General features: G+C 63.2%; 15 protein-coding genes. 3 read left to right on the forward strand and 12 right to left on the reverse strand.

All coding sequences use genetic code 11. The annotated features are described in order from the left end of the window. Positions 1-19 precede the first annotated feature (19 nt). The 5 genes from lepB to rpoE all read right to left on the reverse strand — a co-directional run bounded on the left by lepB (position 20) and on the right by rpoE (position 5,983). Positions 20-847, reverse strand: coding sequence for a signal peptidase I (lepB, locus tag AC1DTQ_RS08975; RefSeq protein WP_477849216.1), 828 nt, complete (start codon positions 845-847; stop codon positions 20-22). Positions 848-929: 82 nt separating this feature from the next. Beyond that, positions 930-2,723 carry a translation elongation factor 4 gene (gene lepA / locus AC1DTQ_RS08980; RefSeq protein WP_477849217.1) on the reverse strand — a complete coding sequence of 598 codons (1,794 nt, stop codon included), beginning with the start codon at positions 2,721-2,723 and terminating at the stop codon, positions 930-932. 104 nt (positions 2,724-2,827) lie between these two features. Beyond that, positions 2,828-4,372 (reverse strand): Do family serine endopeptidase, encoded by a 1,545-nt coding sequence (locus AC1DTQ_RS08985; protein WP_477849218.1) that lies wholly within the window; start codon positions 4,370-4,372, stop codon positions 2,828-2,830. Between the two features lie 100 nt (positions 4,373-4,472). Further along, the gene (locus tag AC1DTQ_RS08990; RefSeq protein ID WP_477849219.1) at positions 4,473-5,342 is read right to left on the reverse strand and encodes a sigma-E factor negative regulatory protein; all 870 of its coding nucleotides are present in this window, start codon (positions 5,340-5,342) and stop codon (positions 4,473-4,475) included. Next, complete coding sequence (gene rpoE / locus AC1DTQ_RS08995) at positions 5,339-5,983, reverse strand: RNA polymerase sigma factor RpoE (protein ID WP_477849220.1); 645 nt, start codon at positions 5,981-5,983, stop codon at positions 5,339-5,341. Before rpoE ends, AC1DTQ_RS08990 begins: the two co-directional genes overlap by 4 nt. Positions 5,984-6,214: 231 nt before the next feature. Here rpoE and AC1DTQ_RS09000 point away from each other — a divergent pair, with 231 nt between their 5' ends. The 3 genes from AC1DTQ_RS09000 to AC1DTQ_RS09010 all read left to right on the forward strand — a co-directional run bounded on the left by AC1DTQ_RS09000 (position 6,215) and on the right by AC1DTQ_RS09010 (position 8,986). Beyond that, on the forward strand, positions 6,215-8,281 hold the full coding sequence (locus tag AC1DTQ_RS09000) for a 3-hydroxyacyl-CoA dehydrogenase NAD-binding domain-containing protein (RefSeq protein ID WP_477849221.1): 2,067 nt from the start codon (positions 6,215-6,217) through the stop codon (positions 8,279-8,281). Positions 8,282-8,349: 68 nt separating this feature from the next. Then, entirely contained in the window at positions 8,350-8,523 is a 174-nt protein-coding gene (locus AC1DTQ_RS09005; protein ID WP_310093957.1) for a hypothetical protein, read from the forward strand. A 55-nt stretch (positions 8,524-8,578) separates the two neighbouring features. Further along, a complete protein-coding gene (locus AC1DTQ_RS09010) occupies positions 8,579-8,986 on the forward strand; it encodes a hypothetical protein (RefSeq protein ID WP_477849222.1) in 408 nt (135 codons plus the stop codon). A gap of 33 nt (positions 8,987-9,019) precedes the next feature. On the opposite strand, the gene AC1DTQ_RS09015 is transcribed toward AC1DTQ_RS09010, so the two are convergent. The 7 genes from AC1DTQ_RS09015 to acpP form a co-directional block, all read right to left on the reverse strand. After that, the gene (locus AC1DTQ_RS09015) at positions 9,020-9,379 is read right to left on the reverse strand and encodes a PilZ domain-containing protein (RefSeq protein WP_477849223.1); all 360 of its coding nucleotides are present in this window, start codon (positions 9,377-9,379) and stop codon (positions 9,020-9,022) included. Continuing rightward, positions 9,376-10,338 carry a DNA polymerase III subunit delta' gene (locus AC1DTQ_RS09020; protein ID WP_477849224.1) on the reverse strand — a complete coding sequence of 321 codons (963 nt, stop codon included), beginning with the start codon at positions 10,336-10,338 and terminating at the stop codon, positions 9,376-9,378. The genes AC1DTQ_RS09015 and AC1DTQ_RS09020 overlap by 4 nt, the downstream gene beginning before the upstream one ends. Beyond that, a complete protein-coding gene (gene tmk / locus AC1DTQ_RS09025) occupies positions 10,335-10,982 on the reverse strand; it encodes a dTMP kinase (RefSeq protein ID WP_477849225.1) in 648 nt (215 codons plus the stop codon). Before tmk ends, AC1DTQ_RS09020 begins: the two co-directional genes overlap by 4 nt. Then, entirely contained in the window at positions 10,979-12,052 is a 1,074-nt protein-coding gene (gene mltG, locus AC1DTQ_RS09030) for an endolytic transglycosylase MltG (RefSeq protein WP_477849226.1), read from the reverse strand. Before mltG ends, tmk begins: the two co-directional genes overlap by 4 nt. A 121-nt stretch (positions 12,053-12,173) precedes the next feature. Continuing rightward, positions 12,174-13,538 carry an aminodeoxychorismate synthase component I gene (locus AC1DTQ_RS09035; protein ID WP_477849227.1) on the reverse strand — a complete coding sequence of 455 codons (1,365 nt, stop codon included), beginning with the start codon at positions 13,536-13,538 and terminating at the stop codon, positions 12,174-12,176. Positions 13,539-13,725: 187 nt separating this feature from the next. After that, complete coding sequence (fabF, locus tag AC1DTQ_RS09040) at positions 13,726-14,964, reverse strand: beta-ketoacyl-ACP synthase II (RefSeq protein WP_477849228.1); 1,239 nt, start codon at positions 14,962-14,964, stop codon at positions 13,726-13,728. Between the two features lie 105 nt (positions 14,965-15,069). Continuing rightward, a complete protein-coding gene (acpP, locus tag AC1DTQ_RS09045; RefSeq protein WP_093279723.1) occupies positions 15,070-15,309 on the reverse strand; it encodes an acyl carrier protein in 240 nt (79 codons plus the stop codon). Positions 15,310-15,371 lie beyond the last annotated feature (62 nt).

The following is a 15,371-nucleotide window of genomic DNA, read 5'->3' on the forward strand; positions in this document are numbered from 1 at the left end:
CCTGGGTCAAACAACTTGGTTATTGGATCTTGGTTCCGATCCTGGACGCATCGAAACTCCCCTTGCAGAACCAGCCTTCACAATTGAGCCAGATCAGGAACGCCTTGCCGCGCAGGTCCTTCTCCGGCAGGAAATTGTGGTTCGGTATCGGCGAACCATCCTTCGGACTGATCTCCGGCCAGAGACGACCGTCCTCGCTATTATCACGATTGTCGCCCATCACGAAATAGTACCCGGCCGGCACTTCCCACTCTCCGGCACCCACCAGGTTATCCAGTCCTTCGAGCACCTTGTGGGTGCGGCCCGGCAGATCTTCTTCCAACAACGCCGCGCTGTCCGTACCCTGAGCCACACCGCGACCGGTGTAGGTGCCCAGCATCTTATAAGTCATGGCCTGGCCGTTGACGGTCAAGGTATTGCCCTGGAACGAAATCCGGTCGCCCGGCAGCCCGATCACGCGCTTGATCCAGTTGTTCTCCGGGTCGTGCGGCGGCTTGAACACCACCACATCGCCGCGCTTGGGTTCGCCGATGGAAATGAACTTCTTGTTGTTGATCGGTAGGCGCAGGCCATAGGCGAACTTGTTGACCAGAATGAAATCGCCGATCAGCAGGTTGGGCATCATCGAGGCCGACGGGATCTTGTACGGTTCGGCGATGAAGCTGCGCAGGATCAGCACGATGGCCAGCACCGGGAAGAATGCGCGCGAATAGTCGACTAGCACCGGCTCGTCGTCCAGCAGACCGCTGCGTGCGGCGCGGCGCTTGGCCAGGAACAGCTTGTCCAGCAGCCAGATGAAACCAGTCAGCAGAGTGAGGACGACCAGGATTGTTTCGAACCAGACCATAAAATTCCTTGAGGGCTGTAAATGGCCAGAGGTGAAGCGCGAAGAAAAACGCTTCCCTTTGTCCTTTGCTGTTTACGATTGACTACTTGTTGTCCATCTGCAGCACCGCTAGGAAAGCTTCCTGCGGAATCTCCACGCTGCCTACTTGTTTCATGCGCTTCTTTCCTTCCTTCTGCTTTTCCAGAAGCTTCTTCTTGCGGCTGATATCGCCACCATAGCATTTGGCCAGCACGTTCTTGCGCATCGCCTTGACCGTGCTGCGGGCGATCACCTGCGCGCCCACGGCGGCCTGGATAGCCACATCGAACATCTGCCGGGGAATCAATTCGCGCATCTTCTCGGTCAGTTCTCGGCCGCGGCGGTCGGCGTACTGGCGGTGCACGATCAACGACAGCGCGTCGACTTTGTCCCCGTTGATCAGCGTGTCCACACGCACGAACGGACCGGCCTCGAAACGCAGGAAGTGGTAATCCAGCGAGGCGTAGCCGCGCGATACCGATTTCAGCCGGTCGAAGAAATCCAGCACCACTTCGGCCATCGGCAGCTCGTAACTGATCTGCACCTGCGAACCCATGTAGCTGATGCTGATCTGGCGGCCGCGTTTTTCCTCGCACAAGGTGATGACGTTGCCTACATAATCTGGCGGGGTCAGCACGTTGGCGCGGATGATCGGCTCGCGGATTTCGTCGATCAGGTTGGTCTGCGGCAGCTTGGACGGATTGTCCAGGCTGAGAATGGTGCCGTCGGTCTTCAACACTTCGTAGACCACGGTGGGCGCAGTGCTGATCAGGTTGAGGTCGTATTCGCGCTCCAGGCGCTCCTGCACGATCTCCATGTGCAGCATGCCCAGGAAGCCGCAGCGGAAACCGAAGCCCATGGCCTCGGAGCTTTCCGGCTCGAAACGCAACGCGGCATCGTTGAGACGCAGCTTTTCCAGCGCCTCACGCAGATCCGGATAGTCGTCGGCATCCACCGGAAACAGGCCGGCGAACACGCGCGGCTGCATTTCCTGGAATCCGGGCAACGGCTTGGACGCCGGATCGCTGGCCAGAGTCAGGGTGTCGCCGACCGGCGCGCCGTGCACGTCCTTAATCGAAGCGTTAATCCAGCCCACCTCACCCGCACCGAGCTTCTTCAGCTCCTTGCGCTTGGGAGTGAACACGCCGACCTTGTCGACCAGGTGGGTGCGGCCAGTGGACATGACCAGCATCTTGGTGCCGGGCACGATCTCGCCCTGCATCACTCGCACCAGCGAGACCACACCCAGGTAGTTGTCGAACCAGGAATCGATGATCAGCGCCTGCAGCTTGTCCGTGTCGCGCGGCACCGGGGCCGGAATGCGCTTGACGATGGCTTCCAGTACGTCGACGACGTTGAGGCCGGTCTTGGCGCTGATGGCCACTGCGTCCTCGGCGTCGATACCGATCACCGCCTCGATTTCGGCCTTCACCTTTTCGATGTCGGCGGTGGGCAGGTCGATCTTGTTGATCACCGGCACCACTTCTAGACCCTGCTCCACCGCGGTATAGCAGTTGGCCACGGACTGGGCTTCCACGCCCTGGGCGGCGTCGACGACCAGCAATGCCCCTTCGCAGGCGGCCAGCGAGCGCGAGACCTCATAGCTGAAGTCCACGTGGCCGGGGGTGTCGATGAAGTTGAGCTGGTAGGTCACCCCATCCTTGGCCGTATACGGCAGGGACACGGACTGGGCCTTGATGGTGATGCCGCGCTCGCGCTCGATCGGGTTGGAATCGAGCACCTGCGCTTCCATTTCACGGGCTTCGAGGCCGCCGCAAAGCTGGATGATGCGGTCGGCCAGGGTGGACTTGCCGTGGTCGACGTGGGCAATGATGGAGAAGTTGCGGATGTGCTGCATGGGGGCGGCCGCAAGGGCCGTCAGAAAGAATAACGGCGCATTATCGCACGGCAGCCGCCCCGCCCGCCGGTGGCGGGCCGGACGCGCGCGGGCCGCAATCTACGTCAGCCTTCTCCGCCCACGGTGATCGCGAGGAACTGGCTGCCGCCGCCCGGCGAAGGGTCGCGAGCGAGCAGCATGACCACATCGCCCTTTTTGGCTCCAGCCGTGGCGCGGGCGAACTCGGCGGCGCTTCCCACCGGGGTACGGCCCACTTGCAGGATGATCAGCCCGGGACGGAGACGCGGATCGTCCATCGCCAGCTGACGGCTGACCCCGGCGACGCGTACTCCCTCGCCCGGCTTGAGGCCGAGCTTCTGCCGGGTCGGCGCATCCAGATTGGCCACCTGCACTCCGAGTTGGTCCGAGGCGGGCGTGACCGGGGCATCCGCATTATCGGCATCGTCGTCGCTGCGCGCGGCCAAGGCGCCGGTATCGAGCTCCGACAGGGTCACCGTGAAATCGCGGGGCTTGCCGTTGCGGATGACCGTGATCGTGGCCTTGCTACCGGCCGGCAGCGGCCCCACCAGCGGCGGCAGCTCTTCGCGGCTGTTGATCTTCTGCCCGTTGAAAGCGGTGATGACATCACCCGGTTCGATGCCGGCCTTCGCTGCGCCGCTTCCTTCCTGCACACCGGCCACCAACGCGCCCCGCGTATCGGGCAGATTCAGGCCTTTCGCTTCCGCATCGGTGATTTCGGCCTGCATGCTCACGCCCAACATAGAACGGCTCACCTTGCCGGTCTTCTTCAACTGTTCGGCAGCGCTAACCGCCAAGTCGATCGGTATGGCGAAACTGATGCCCATGTAGCCGCCGGACGCGGAGAAGATTTGCGAGTTGATGCCCACCACCTCACCACGCGTATTCAGAAGCGGACCGCCGGAATTTCCCTGGTTAATGGCGACGTCGGTCTGGATGAATTGCACGTACTGTTGATTGGCGAAAGGATTCATTCGACTGGTCGCGCTGACCACGCCGGCGGTCACCGAATGGTCCAGCCCGAACGGGGAACCGATCGCAACTACCCACTGACCGGGCTTGAGCGTGTTGGAATCCCCCAGCCGCAAGGAAGGAAGACCCGAGGCTTCGATCTTCAGCAAAGCGACGTCGTAGGCTTCGTCGCTACCTACGACCTTGGCCTTGAACGAGCGGCGATCGGAAAGCTTCACCGTAACTTCGTCGGCACCATCCACCACATGGTGATTGGTGAGCACATAACCATCCGGCGAAATGATGAAGCCGCTGCCCATCGACGTACCACGGCGCTGTTGCGGTCCCTGTGGTCCCTGTGGCCCACCAGGCATGCCCGGACCGAAGAAACGGCGGAAGATTTCCGGAATGTCTTCCTCGTCGGGCATCTGTTGCTCGCTCGCGACCTGACGCGCGCCGATCTTGGCTTCGATATTCACCACGCCCGGACCTACCTGCTCCACCAGCTGAGTGAAATCCGGAAGTCCGGTAACGATCTGCGGCGCGCTGCTCTGTGCGATGGAGCTGACCGCCGCGGGCGCGACGCCCTGCGGCGCGGCGGACGGTTGCTGGGCGCAAGCTGCCAGGGGAGTGGTGAGGATCAACAGGCCGAACAGGCTATTACGGACACTGGGATTCATCGAACGCATGCCTCGATAAGTATTGGTGGTAGGTGGCAAATCGTAGGTCGGCAATCACTTCGCTCGCGCTCGCCGTCGACTCGGTGGCCGGCAACCCGCTTCAGCGATCGCGCGGCGCAGCGGGTTCGGGCGCAGTGACTGGTGGATTGACTGGCAAGCGAGGCTCGAAGGGATAGAACGTCTGTGCGGCGCGGTCGGTCGAATAGTCGGCATTGAACGCGCCACTGCCGGACGAATATTGCGGCAGCACCGCGCGTGGCCACGGACGGGCGGCCGGGGTGTTGATCTGCACGTTCGAGAAAGAATCGCGGGGATCGTTGACGCCGGCGCCGGTAGGCGCCTTGGCCAGCGCATTGATCACCGGAACCGAAGCCGCAGCCACCGCCCGTTCCGGCGCATTGCGCACAGCCGCAGCATTGCGAGCGGCTTGCTGGCTACGGGTGGCACTGCGCCGCGCGTCGTTTTGGCGGCGGGGAACGCTGGCCACCGCGACACTGGCTGCGGTGACCGTAGCCGCTGTCTGCAGCGCAGGATCCGGCGAAGCAGCGGACGACGGCGTAGCGGTCGGGGACTGATTGGCTATCGTGGGCGCCATCTGCGAAGGAGCTTCATCGGGAACCTGCTGGCGCACCATGAATAGAGCGATGGCCGCTACCGAAGCCGCCAGCGCACCGCCGCCCCAGCGGGCGAGGTTGCTGCGGGTTCGCGGAGAGGCGGCATTCGCTGCGGAACGCATGGGCTCTGCCGCTATAGCCAAGGCGATGCGGTCGGCGAAACCGGCGGGGGCCGGCGCTTGCGCTTGTCCGCGCAGCGCATCGCCGCACAACTGCCAGCGTTCCCAGCAGCCAGTCAATTCGGTGTCGTGTTCCATGCGGCGCAGCAGGAAACGCGCCTGGTCGGGCGGCAGGTCGCCGTCCATCAGGGCGGACAGTTGCTGGAAATAATGGTTGTCGATTTTGTCGGTAGTCATGTGCGGGCACGCTCCCGGGTGGCGCTTTCGGAATCGACCAGAGGCCGAAGTTCGGCATCGATGGCTTCACGGGCACGGAAGATGCGCGAACGCACCGTGCCGATAGGGCAGTCCATTTTCTGCGCGATTTCTTCGTAACTCAGTCCCTCCACTTCGCGCAAGGTGATCGCGGTCCGCAGTTCTTCCGGCAAGGCGTCCACCGCCTTCATCACCGTGCGCTCCAATTCCTGGCGCATCAGTTCCCGCTCCGGCGTATCGGTGTCCCGCAGGCGGCTGCCGGTGTCGTACTGCTCGGCATCGCTGGCGTCGACGTCATCGGTCGGCGGGCGACGGTTATGGGCGACGAGATGGTTCTTGGCTGTATTCACTGCGATCCGATGTAACCACGTGTAGAACTGCGCATCGCCGCGGAAATTCCCGATCGCGCGGTAAGCGCGCATGAAGGTGTCCTGGGCGACGTCCTGACACTCGCTCCAATCGTGGATGTAGCGTCCGATCAGGGCGACTATTCGATGCTGGTACTTGCGCACCAGCAGATCGAACGCCGCACTGTCGCCACGCTGGACACGCCTGACTAGCTCGAGGTCCAACTCCTGTGGTGGAGTGCTTTCCTTATCTGTTTGTGTATCCACATCGGCCATGCCGGGCCGCACTCCTGTCGGCTCGGCTGATGACCGAGCACTGTGACCGCTATTGCGGAAAAAAGTTCAGAAGCCGACTTAAACGGCTTCCTTATCAAGGATTTAACCTTAAACGCGAAGTTCATGCCCATGTCGCCGGTCATGTCCCTTTGAATTAGTGGGGATTTGACGTGGGTTAAACAACCTCGGGATGATAGTCGTCTTACCCATACGCGAACGGATGGTTTGATCATGGCAGCAAGCTTCGATGGGCTCCGATTCAGTCATTGGCAGACGGAGTCGCGCGAGGACGGCGTCGTAGTGCTCAGCCTTGATCGCCAGGGTGCGTCGGTCAATGCGCTGTCGCAAGATGTACTGATCGAGCTGGGCGATCTGATCGAACGCATCGCCATCGATCCACCGAAGGGCGTGGTGATCCGTTCGGCCAAGCCGGCTGGCTTCATCGCGGGCGCGGACCTGAAGGAATTCCAGGAGTTTGACCGCAAGGGCATCGTCAACGATGCGATCCGCCGCGGCCAGGCCGTGTTCCAGAAGCTGGCGGAATTGCCCTGCCCCACCGTTGCGGCTATCCATGGCCATTGCATGGGCGGCGGCACCGAAATTTCGCTGGCTTGCCGTTATCGGGTGGCTTCCAGCGACCCTTCCACCCGCATCGGCCTTCCGGAAGTGATGCTAGGCATCTTCCCCGGTTGGGGCGGCAGCGCGCGTCTTCCGCGACTCATCGGCGCGCCGGCAGCGATGGACCTGATGCTGACGGGACGTACGGTGTCGGCACCGGCGGCTCGCGCAATGGGTCTGATAGACAAAGTGGTGGAACCTGCCCTGCTTTTGGACGCAGCGGTCGCGCTGGCGCAGAAGGGAACGCAGCGCCCGTTCAAGCAGCGTTTCCTAGGCTGGATCACCAATACCTGGCTGGCGCGGCAGATCCTTGCGCCGCAGATGGCCAAGCAGGTGGCGCGCAAAGCACGCAAGGAGCACTACCCCGCCCCCTACAGGCTGATCGACACCTGGAAACGCAGTGGCGGCAGTGGCATCCAGGCTCGCCTGGATGCGGAACGTCGCGGCGTGGTCAAGCTGGCGAGTACGCCCACCGCCCGCAACCTGATCCGGATCTTCTTCCTGCAGGAACGCCTCAAGAGCCAAGGCGGCAAGGATCACGGGATCACGCATGTGCATGTGGTCGGTGCCGGCGTTATGGGTGGCGACATCGCAGCCTGGTCGGCCTACAAGGGCTTCGAGGTCACCTTGCAGGACCGCGAACAACGCTTCATCGATGGCGCATTGACCCGTGCGACGGAACTGTTCAACAAGCGCGTGAAGGACGATGCCAAGCGCCCGGAAGTGGCGGCGCGGCTGAAAAGCGATTTGACCGGCGCGGGGGTGGCGGATGCGGATCTGGTGATCGAGGCGATCATCGAGAATCCGGAAGCGAAACGCGAGCTGTACCAGGCCATCGAACCGCAGCTGAAGGCCGATGCCTTGCTGACCACCAACACTTCGTCCATTCCGCTGACCGAGCTGCGCGAGCATATCCAGCGTCCCGCGCAATTCGCAGGCCTGCATTACTTCAATCCGGTCGCGCAGATGCCGCTGGTGGAAATCATCCGCCACGACGGCATGGCCCCCGAAACCGAGAAACGCCTGGCCGCTTTTTGCAAGGCGATCGACAAGCTGGCCGTGCCGGTGGCCGGCACGCCGGGCTTCCTGGTCAACCGTGTGTTGTTCCCTTACATGCTGGAAGCGGTGACCGCTTACGCCGAGGGCGTCCCAGGCCCGGTGATCGACAAAGTCGCGGTGAAGTTCGGCATGCCGATGGGACCGATCGAACTGATCGATACGGTGGGGTTGGACGTGGCTTCCGGCGTCGGCAAGGAACTGGCTCCGTTCCTGGGCTTGCCGATTCCCGCCGCTCTGTCCGCACCGCCTGAGCCGGGCAAGCGCGGCAAGAAGGACGGCCAAGGCCTCTACAAGTGGGAAAACGGCAAAGCCGTGAAGCCGGAAGTGGCGAAGGACTATCAGGCGCCTTCCGATTTGGAGGATCGTCTGGTGCTGCCGCTGCTTAATGAGGCCGTCGCCTGCCTGCACGACGGCGTGGTCAGCGACTCCGACCTGTTGGATGCGGGCGTGATCTTCGGCACCGGTTTCGCGCCGTTTCGCGGCGGCCCCATCGAATACATCAAGGCCACCGGGGCGGATTCGCTGGTCGAGAAACTCAAGGTGCTGCAGGGCCGCTACGGCGATCGCTTCGCGCCACGGCCGGGCTGGGATTCGCCAACGCTGCGCGGCCCCACCGTCTGATTAGGTGAGCGTCGTCTGTTGCGGCGCTCTGCTTTTATAATTTCCATCCCACTAGACGGATCCATTGCATGTTCAATCTCAGCGCCCCGACTACGGGCATGTTCTTCCTTTCCCTTTTGCTTGGCGGCCTCGGCGTCGCGGCCCGGATGGGCTATATCCCGGCGCTGGCCGGATATGCGTTCTGGATTTTGTGCGCGGGACTGGTGACGCTGTTGCTGGGGAATCTGTTCAAGGGGCTCTAGCATTCGCAAGCACCTGCTCAACACGGATCTGGGGGTCGCGATGATTACGTTTGTCTTGTTGTTGATCGCCACCTCTGCGCCGGTAACAGAAGTCAAAGCCGAGCCGGTCCCTGCCCCCGTGCAATCCTCAAGCGAGGTTCGCTTGAGGGCATTGCTGACCGTGAACGAAAGCGAGGGCTGCTCCGGCAGCGACGATGCTGCGTTGGTCACCGAGTTCAAGGACGACCGAGCTGTGTTCAGCCAACGTATCTGGCTAAGCTCGCGCGAATCAGTGCTTGGAGGTCCGGCGCACGTCATCCGTCAGGGGAAACTGATCCGCGCGGAAGTGGAGACTGTGGTCGACCCAATCAAGAAGGGTGAAGCCGTTCCGGCCTGCATCCGCCCTGTCGACTTGGTGCTCGATGTCTTCGGTTTGCCGAAAGACGAGTACGACTTGCAGTTCGTGCGCAAAACCGCGCCCTGATCGGGTTTCCGATCCCGGACGCGGAGCTTTTCCTCACATCGTGTGTGTAGGCTTGTCGGCGTTGAGCGTGCCCGCCAACAGCGTCTCGATCTTGCTCTTTATCGCTTCGCCTTCGTTGGTATCGGCGAACTGCACGCCGATGCCGGCGGTGCGGGCGCCCTGTGCGCCTACCGGGGTCACCCAAATCACCTTGCCGGCGACCGGCAGGCGTTCACTGGAATCGGGTAGCGTCAGCAATAGGAAGACTTCATCGCCCAGGAAATAGCGCTTCGGTGTGGGCACGAAAATGCCGCCGTTCTTCACGTACGGGATATAAGCGTTGTAGAGCGCTGCCTTGTCTTTGACCGCGAGCGAAAGAATGCCCTGCCGTCCACCGCCTGCCACTGCATTCATTCCCGTTCTCCTTTGGCGGCCCTGGCGCGGTCCGTACCGCGCCAAGCCAAGAGCAAATCCACCAACGCAAGATCGCCGCGAACGGTCGTACGCAACAGGTCGCGGGTGCGGTTGGCGGCATCGAACCACGCCGCCAGCTTGTGCAATCGGGCCGGATCGGTCAAGCCGGCCTCCCCGGCCTGCGCCAGCACCAGGTCGGCGGCATGGCTCAGGCGTAGGCTGGCATGCTCATCGGAGGACCAACGCTGAGCGGTTTCGATCACCGCTATCTCGCCGCGCTCGAGCTTGTCCAGATCGCTCGCCACGGCCTTGCGCAGGGCCAGGCCGCCTTCGCGCAGCCAGGCGTCCGCCAAGCCGGGATGGCCACGCGCAGCTTCGAGCGCCTCCTTCGTGTCCTTGCCGGAATGTCCTTGGGCGACCAACCAATCCAACGCCTCGTCATGCGGCGGCAACTTGAATTCCAGGCGTTGGCAACGGCTGCGGATGGTCGCCGGCAGGCGCGCGGGCTGGGCGCTGATCAGCCACAGGTAGCGCCCTTCGGCAGGTTCTTCCAGCGTCTTCAGCAACGCGTTGCAGGCGGCGCGGTTGATCGCATCGGCCGGATCCACGATCGCCACCTGCGCCACGCCGTACTGCGGCGTCAACGAAAGCTTCTGCGACAGTTCGCGCATCTGGTCGATCACGATTTCCGTGCGTAGCTTGCTGCCGTCCTTGGTCAAGCCGAAGGACACCAGGTGCAGATCGGGGTGGGTGCCCGCTGAGATCAATTGCGCGCTGCGCGTCTGCGTCGCGGCTTCGCTACCGCCCAGCACATGTTGGGCCAGGCGGTCCGCTACCGCGCGTTTGCCCAGGCCCTCAGGCCCGCAGATCAGCAACCCATGGCCAAGGCGACCCGCCTCCAACGCGGTCACCGCGTGGTCGTAGGCCCGCTGTTGCCAGGGAGAGAACGAAACGCTCATGCCGCGTTTTCCAGCCATCGCAAGACCGCAGCGGAAACCGCAGCGCCCACTTGAGCAGGCGACTGGCTGGCATCGATCACGCGGAATCTTTCGGGCTCGGCCGAGGCACGCTTGCGGAACCCTTCGCGCACGCGCTCGAAGAAATCGTCCTGTTCGCTTTCGATGCGGTCCGGCCACAGGTCGCGGCCGTTGGCGCGGGCCCGGCCTTCCCGCACATCCAGATCCAGCAGCAGGGTCAGGCCAGGCTTGAGCCTTACTACCTTGCGTTCGAGCTCTTCCACCAACGCACGATCCAGACGGCGGCCGTCCGCCTGGTAGGCATAGCTGGAATCGGTGAAACGATCGCTGACCACGAACGCGCCGCGCTGCAGCGCCGGACGTATCACTTCGCGTACGTGTTGGGCGCGCGAGGCGAACATCAGCAGCAGTTCCGTTTCCGGCGCCAGCGTTTCTTCCTGCGGGCTCAACAGCAATTCGCGGATGCGCTCGGCCAGCGGCGTGCCGCCCGGCTCGCGGGTCAGCACCACTTCGTGCCCGCGCGACTGCAGCAAGTCGCGGATCGCGATGAGGGCGCTGGTCTTGCCGGCGCCTTCGCCGCCTTCCAAGCTGATCAGACGCGGATGTTTCAACAAGGCTTCGGTCATTGCAGCGGCTCTTCTTCCGGCAGCGGCGGACGACGCAGCTGTTGCAGATATCGGGCGACCGCAGCGTTGTGCTCGCCCAGCGTGGCCGTGAAGATGTGGCTGCCGCTGCCATTGCCCAGGGCGACGAAGAACAGCGCATCGCCCGGCGCCGGATTGACCGCCGCGCGCAAGGCATCCAGGCCCGGCATGGCGATCGGCGTGGGAGTCAGACCGGTACGGGTATAGGTGTTGTAGGGCGTATCGGTGAGCAGATCGCGGCGGCGAATGTTGCCGTCGTAACCGCTGCCGATGCCGTAGATCACGGTGGGATCGGTCTGCAACTTCATGCCGAGCTTGAGCCGGCGCGCGAACACGCCGGCGATCTGCGGACGTTCGGAGGCCAGTCCGGTTTCCTTCTCGATGATCGAGGCCAGGATCAGCGCCTCCTCGGGCGACTTCAGCGGCAATTCGCTGGCGCGCGTCTTCCACACTTCCGCCAACGCCTTCTCCATGGCCTCATAGGCGCGCTTGAGCACATCCACGTCGCTATCGCCGCGCGAATAAACATAGGTTTCCGGCAGAAAACGGCCTTCGGGGTGCTGGCCCGGATGGCCCAGGAGTTTCATCAGCGCAGCATCGTCGAGCTGATTGGTCTCATGCAGCAACGGGGTGGCCGCGTTGATCGCCGCGCGCAACTGGCGGATGTTCCAGCCCTCCACAAGGGTGATGCGGTAGTTGATGACTTTGCCGTCGCGCATATTGAGCAACAGGTCGCGCGGGGTGATGCCGGGATCCAGCGCGTACTCGCCCACCTTCAGGCTGCTAGCGACCTCCAGACGCCGCGCCAAGACGCGCCATTCCAGGTCGTTGCCCTGTTCCACACCGGCTGCGCGTAGCTTGCGCAGGACGCTGGGGAATGAATCGCCGGAAGCGACCACCACACTGTCGCCCGTCTGCAATCCGGTGATGGGCTGGTCGCTGAAGCCGGCGTATCGCTGCCACAGCCAAGCACCGCAGGCGGCGGCGATAGCCAACAGCAGGAAAAGGACGATGAGAACGAAGCGGCAGCCGCGCTTGGATCCTGGGGACACGGTTTCCCTCGATTTTGGTGTACGTGCTGCAGGATACCTTGCCTGCCGCCTGATTTAGGAGCGCCCCCATGGGCGCGAGCTCTCCGGATGGACCGCCGAAAGACGGCACCTACTAGGTGTGCTACATGCCCAAGGCCTTCAGCACACCGCGGGCCTTGGCGCGGGTCTCGTCTAGTTCGCGCTCTGGAACCGAATCGGCGACGATGCCCGCTCCCGTGCGGAATACGACGTCGGTACCACCGGACGCGGAGGAAAATATCTCTGCGCTGCGGATCAGGATATTCAGGTCCAGGTCGCCGTCGCGATTCAGCCAGCCGAATGCGCCGGTATAGGCGCCGCGCGCCGCGCCTTCCAGCTCCGCGATGATCTGCATGCAGCGCACCTTGGGACAGCCGGTAATGGTGCCGCCCGGGAAGGTGGCGCGGATGACCTCGCCCGGCGTCGTTTCGCTGCGCAGGCGTCCGCGCACGTTGCTGACGATGTGATGCACGTGGGCGTAACTTTCCACCGTCATGAGTTCATCCACCTGCACGCTGCCGGGTTCGCAGACGCGGCCCAGGTCGTTGCGCTCCAGGTCGATCAGCATCACGTGTTCGGCGCGCTCCTTCGGGTGCCCGACCAGTTCGCGGATGCGTTCGGCATCGTCGTCGCCTTCGAACCGCGGCCGGGTGCCGGCGATGGGACGCGTTTCGACTACGTCGCCACGGATCGAGACCAGGCGTTCCGGCGATGAACTGGCCACGGCCCAGTCGCCTGCCGCAAACAATCCGGCGAAGGGAGCGGGATTGGCGGTGCGCAGGCGCGCATAGAGCGCCGCGGGATCGAGCGATTGTTCGAAGCGTGCGCGCCAGGCCCGCGACAGGTTGACCTGGAAGATGTCGCCAGCGGCGAGGTATTGCAGGATGCGCTGCACGCCCTCCAAGAAGCGTTGCGGCGCGTCTTCTGCGATCTCCGATGGGCCGTGCCAGGCGGGCAACGCGGGCTGGAGTCGGGAGGCGGAGACATCGTCGGCAATGAGGTCCAGCAGCACCGTCGCGTCGGTTTCGGCCAGGGCCACGCATTCGCCACTGGCACGATCGCGGAGAACCGCCGCGGGGCAACGCAGCGCCAGCGCGACCGGGACCGCAGCGTCGCCCTTCGGCAGCGCAAGTACGGGCTCGACCTGCCCGGCCAGTTCGTAATTCAGCAACAGCGCCCAGCCGCCGCGAAACGGCCAGCGCGGCTCTTCGCGCGGAATGCGGCTGGCCTGCCAGTCGTTGTCGAGCGCTGCGAGGAAGTCGCCTTCGACCGGCTGCCCCGCGAGCGTACTGGTCCGTCCCTGCGCGTCCAACTGCAGACCACCGCCATTGGTGGCCAGCAGCAGATCCCAGCGTCCCTGCGCGGTGCCCGAAGCGACCGATTCGAGCAGCATTGGATAGCGCGAAGGCGCTTGCCGATGCAGGGCAAGCAAATCGGTGTCGGGAGGTAGTGCGCGGGATTCGATCATGGTGTCGTAAGCCCCTCTCCGTCGGCGCCCGAAGGGTGTGCAAGGCTGAGAGGGGTTGGGGTGAGGGTGCGGTGGAATAGCAATGGCGCAGGCATCGATAGCTCCGCCGCACCCTCATCCGGCGCTTCGCGCCACCCCGTATCAAGTACGGGGCAGGCTCTTCTCCCAAAGGAGAAGGGAAACAGCATCAAATCCGCTTGAAGACCAGCGTGCCGTTAGTACCGCCGAAGCCGAAGCCGTTCGACATGGCCACATCGATCTTCTTCTCGCGCGCCACGTTAGGCACGTAGTCCAGATCGCAACCTTCGCCCGGATTTTCCAGGTTGATAGTCGGAGGAATGATGCCGCGGTCGATCGCCAACACCGAGAAGATAGCTTCCACGCCGCCGGCCGCACCAAGCAAGTGGCCGGTCATCGATTTGGTGGAACTGACCATCGTCTTGTAGGCGTGGTCGCCGAACGCGCGCTTCATCGCCAGGGTTTCGGCCAGATCGCCCAGCGGCGTGGACGTGCCGTGGGCATTGAGGTACTCGACCTGATCGGGATTGATCTTGGCGTCTTTCATTGCCATCGCCATGCAGCGTGCCGGGCCTTCGCCGTTCTCGCTGGGAGCGGTCATATGGAAAGCATCGGAGCTGGCGCCGAAGCCGGCCAGTTCGCAATAGATGCGCGCGCCGCGCGCCTTGGCGTGTTCGTATTCCTCGATGACCAGGATGCCGGCGCCGTCGCCGAGGACGAAACCATCGCGATCCCGATCCCATGGCCGCGAAGCCGCCGCTGGATCGTCGTTGCGGGTGGACATGGCCTTCATGGAACAGAACCCGCCCACCGATGTCGGCGAAGAACCGCGCTCGGCGCCGCCGGCGATCATGACGTCGGCATCGCCGTACTGGATCATGCGCATGGCCATGCCGATGGAATGGTTGGAAGTGGCGCAAGCGGACACGGCCGAGAAGCTCGGTCCTTTGATGCCCTTCATGATGCTGAGCTGGCCCGGCAGCATGTTGATGATGGTGCTGGGGATGTAGAACGGCGAAATCTTGCGCGGACCGCCTTCGATGTACTTGGCCGTCTGCTCCTCGATGCCGAGGATCCCGCCGATGCCGGCGCCGATGATCGCGCCGATACGTTCCGCGTTTTCCTCGGTGACTTCCAAGCCGGAATCTTCCATCGCCATCAGCGACGCGGCGATGCCGTAATGGATGAACGCATCCATCTTCTTCACGTCCTTAGGCGACATGTAGAGGGTCGGATCGAAATTGCGGATCTCGCCGGCGATACGCGTGGTGAACAGCGAGGCATCGAAGGACGTGATCGGGCCCAGACCCGATTTGCTGTTGACGATGGCATCCCAGCTGCTGGCCAGATCGTTGCCCAAGGGCGAAATCATGCCCATACCCGTGACTACTACGCGACGCTGGCTCATACGGTTCCTCTTGCCTTCTCTTACACCCTACGCTGGCGCACTGTGGCGCCACAAATGCGCGGGGCCGCATGCGCGGCCCCGGCACGACTCATCGAAACTTCTAGCTCACGCCTTGACGTGCGCCTTGACGTAGTCGATGGCCTGCTGCACCGAGGTGATCTTCTCGGCGTCTTCATCCGGGATTTCGCACTCGAACTCTTCTTCCAGCGCCATCACCAGCTCCACGGTGTCGAGCGAATCGGCGCCGAGGTCATCGACGAACGATGCGCTGGTGGTGACTTCTTCTTCTTTGACGCCAAGCTGTTCTACGACGATCTTCTTGACGCGTTCTTCGATGCTGCTCATTGGTTTTGGCTCCAGACGGAGTTGAGTGAACGGGGAGTAGTTTAGTGGAAACCGGCGATCCG

Source organism: Pseudoxanthomonas sp. P4_B2, assembly GCF_056402315.1.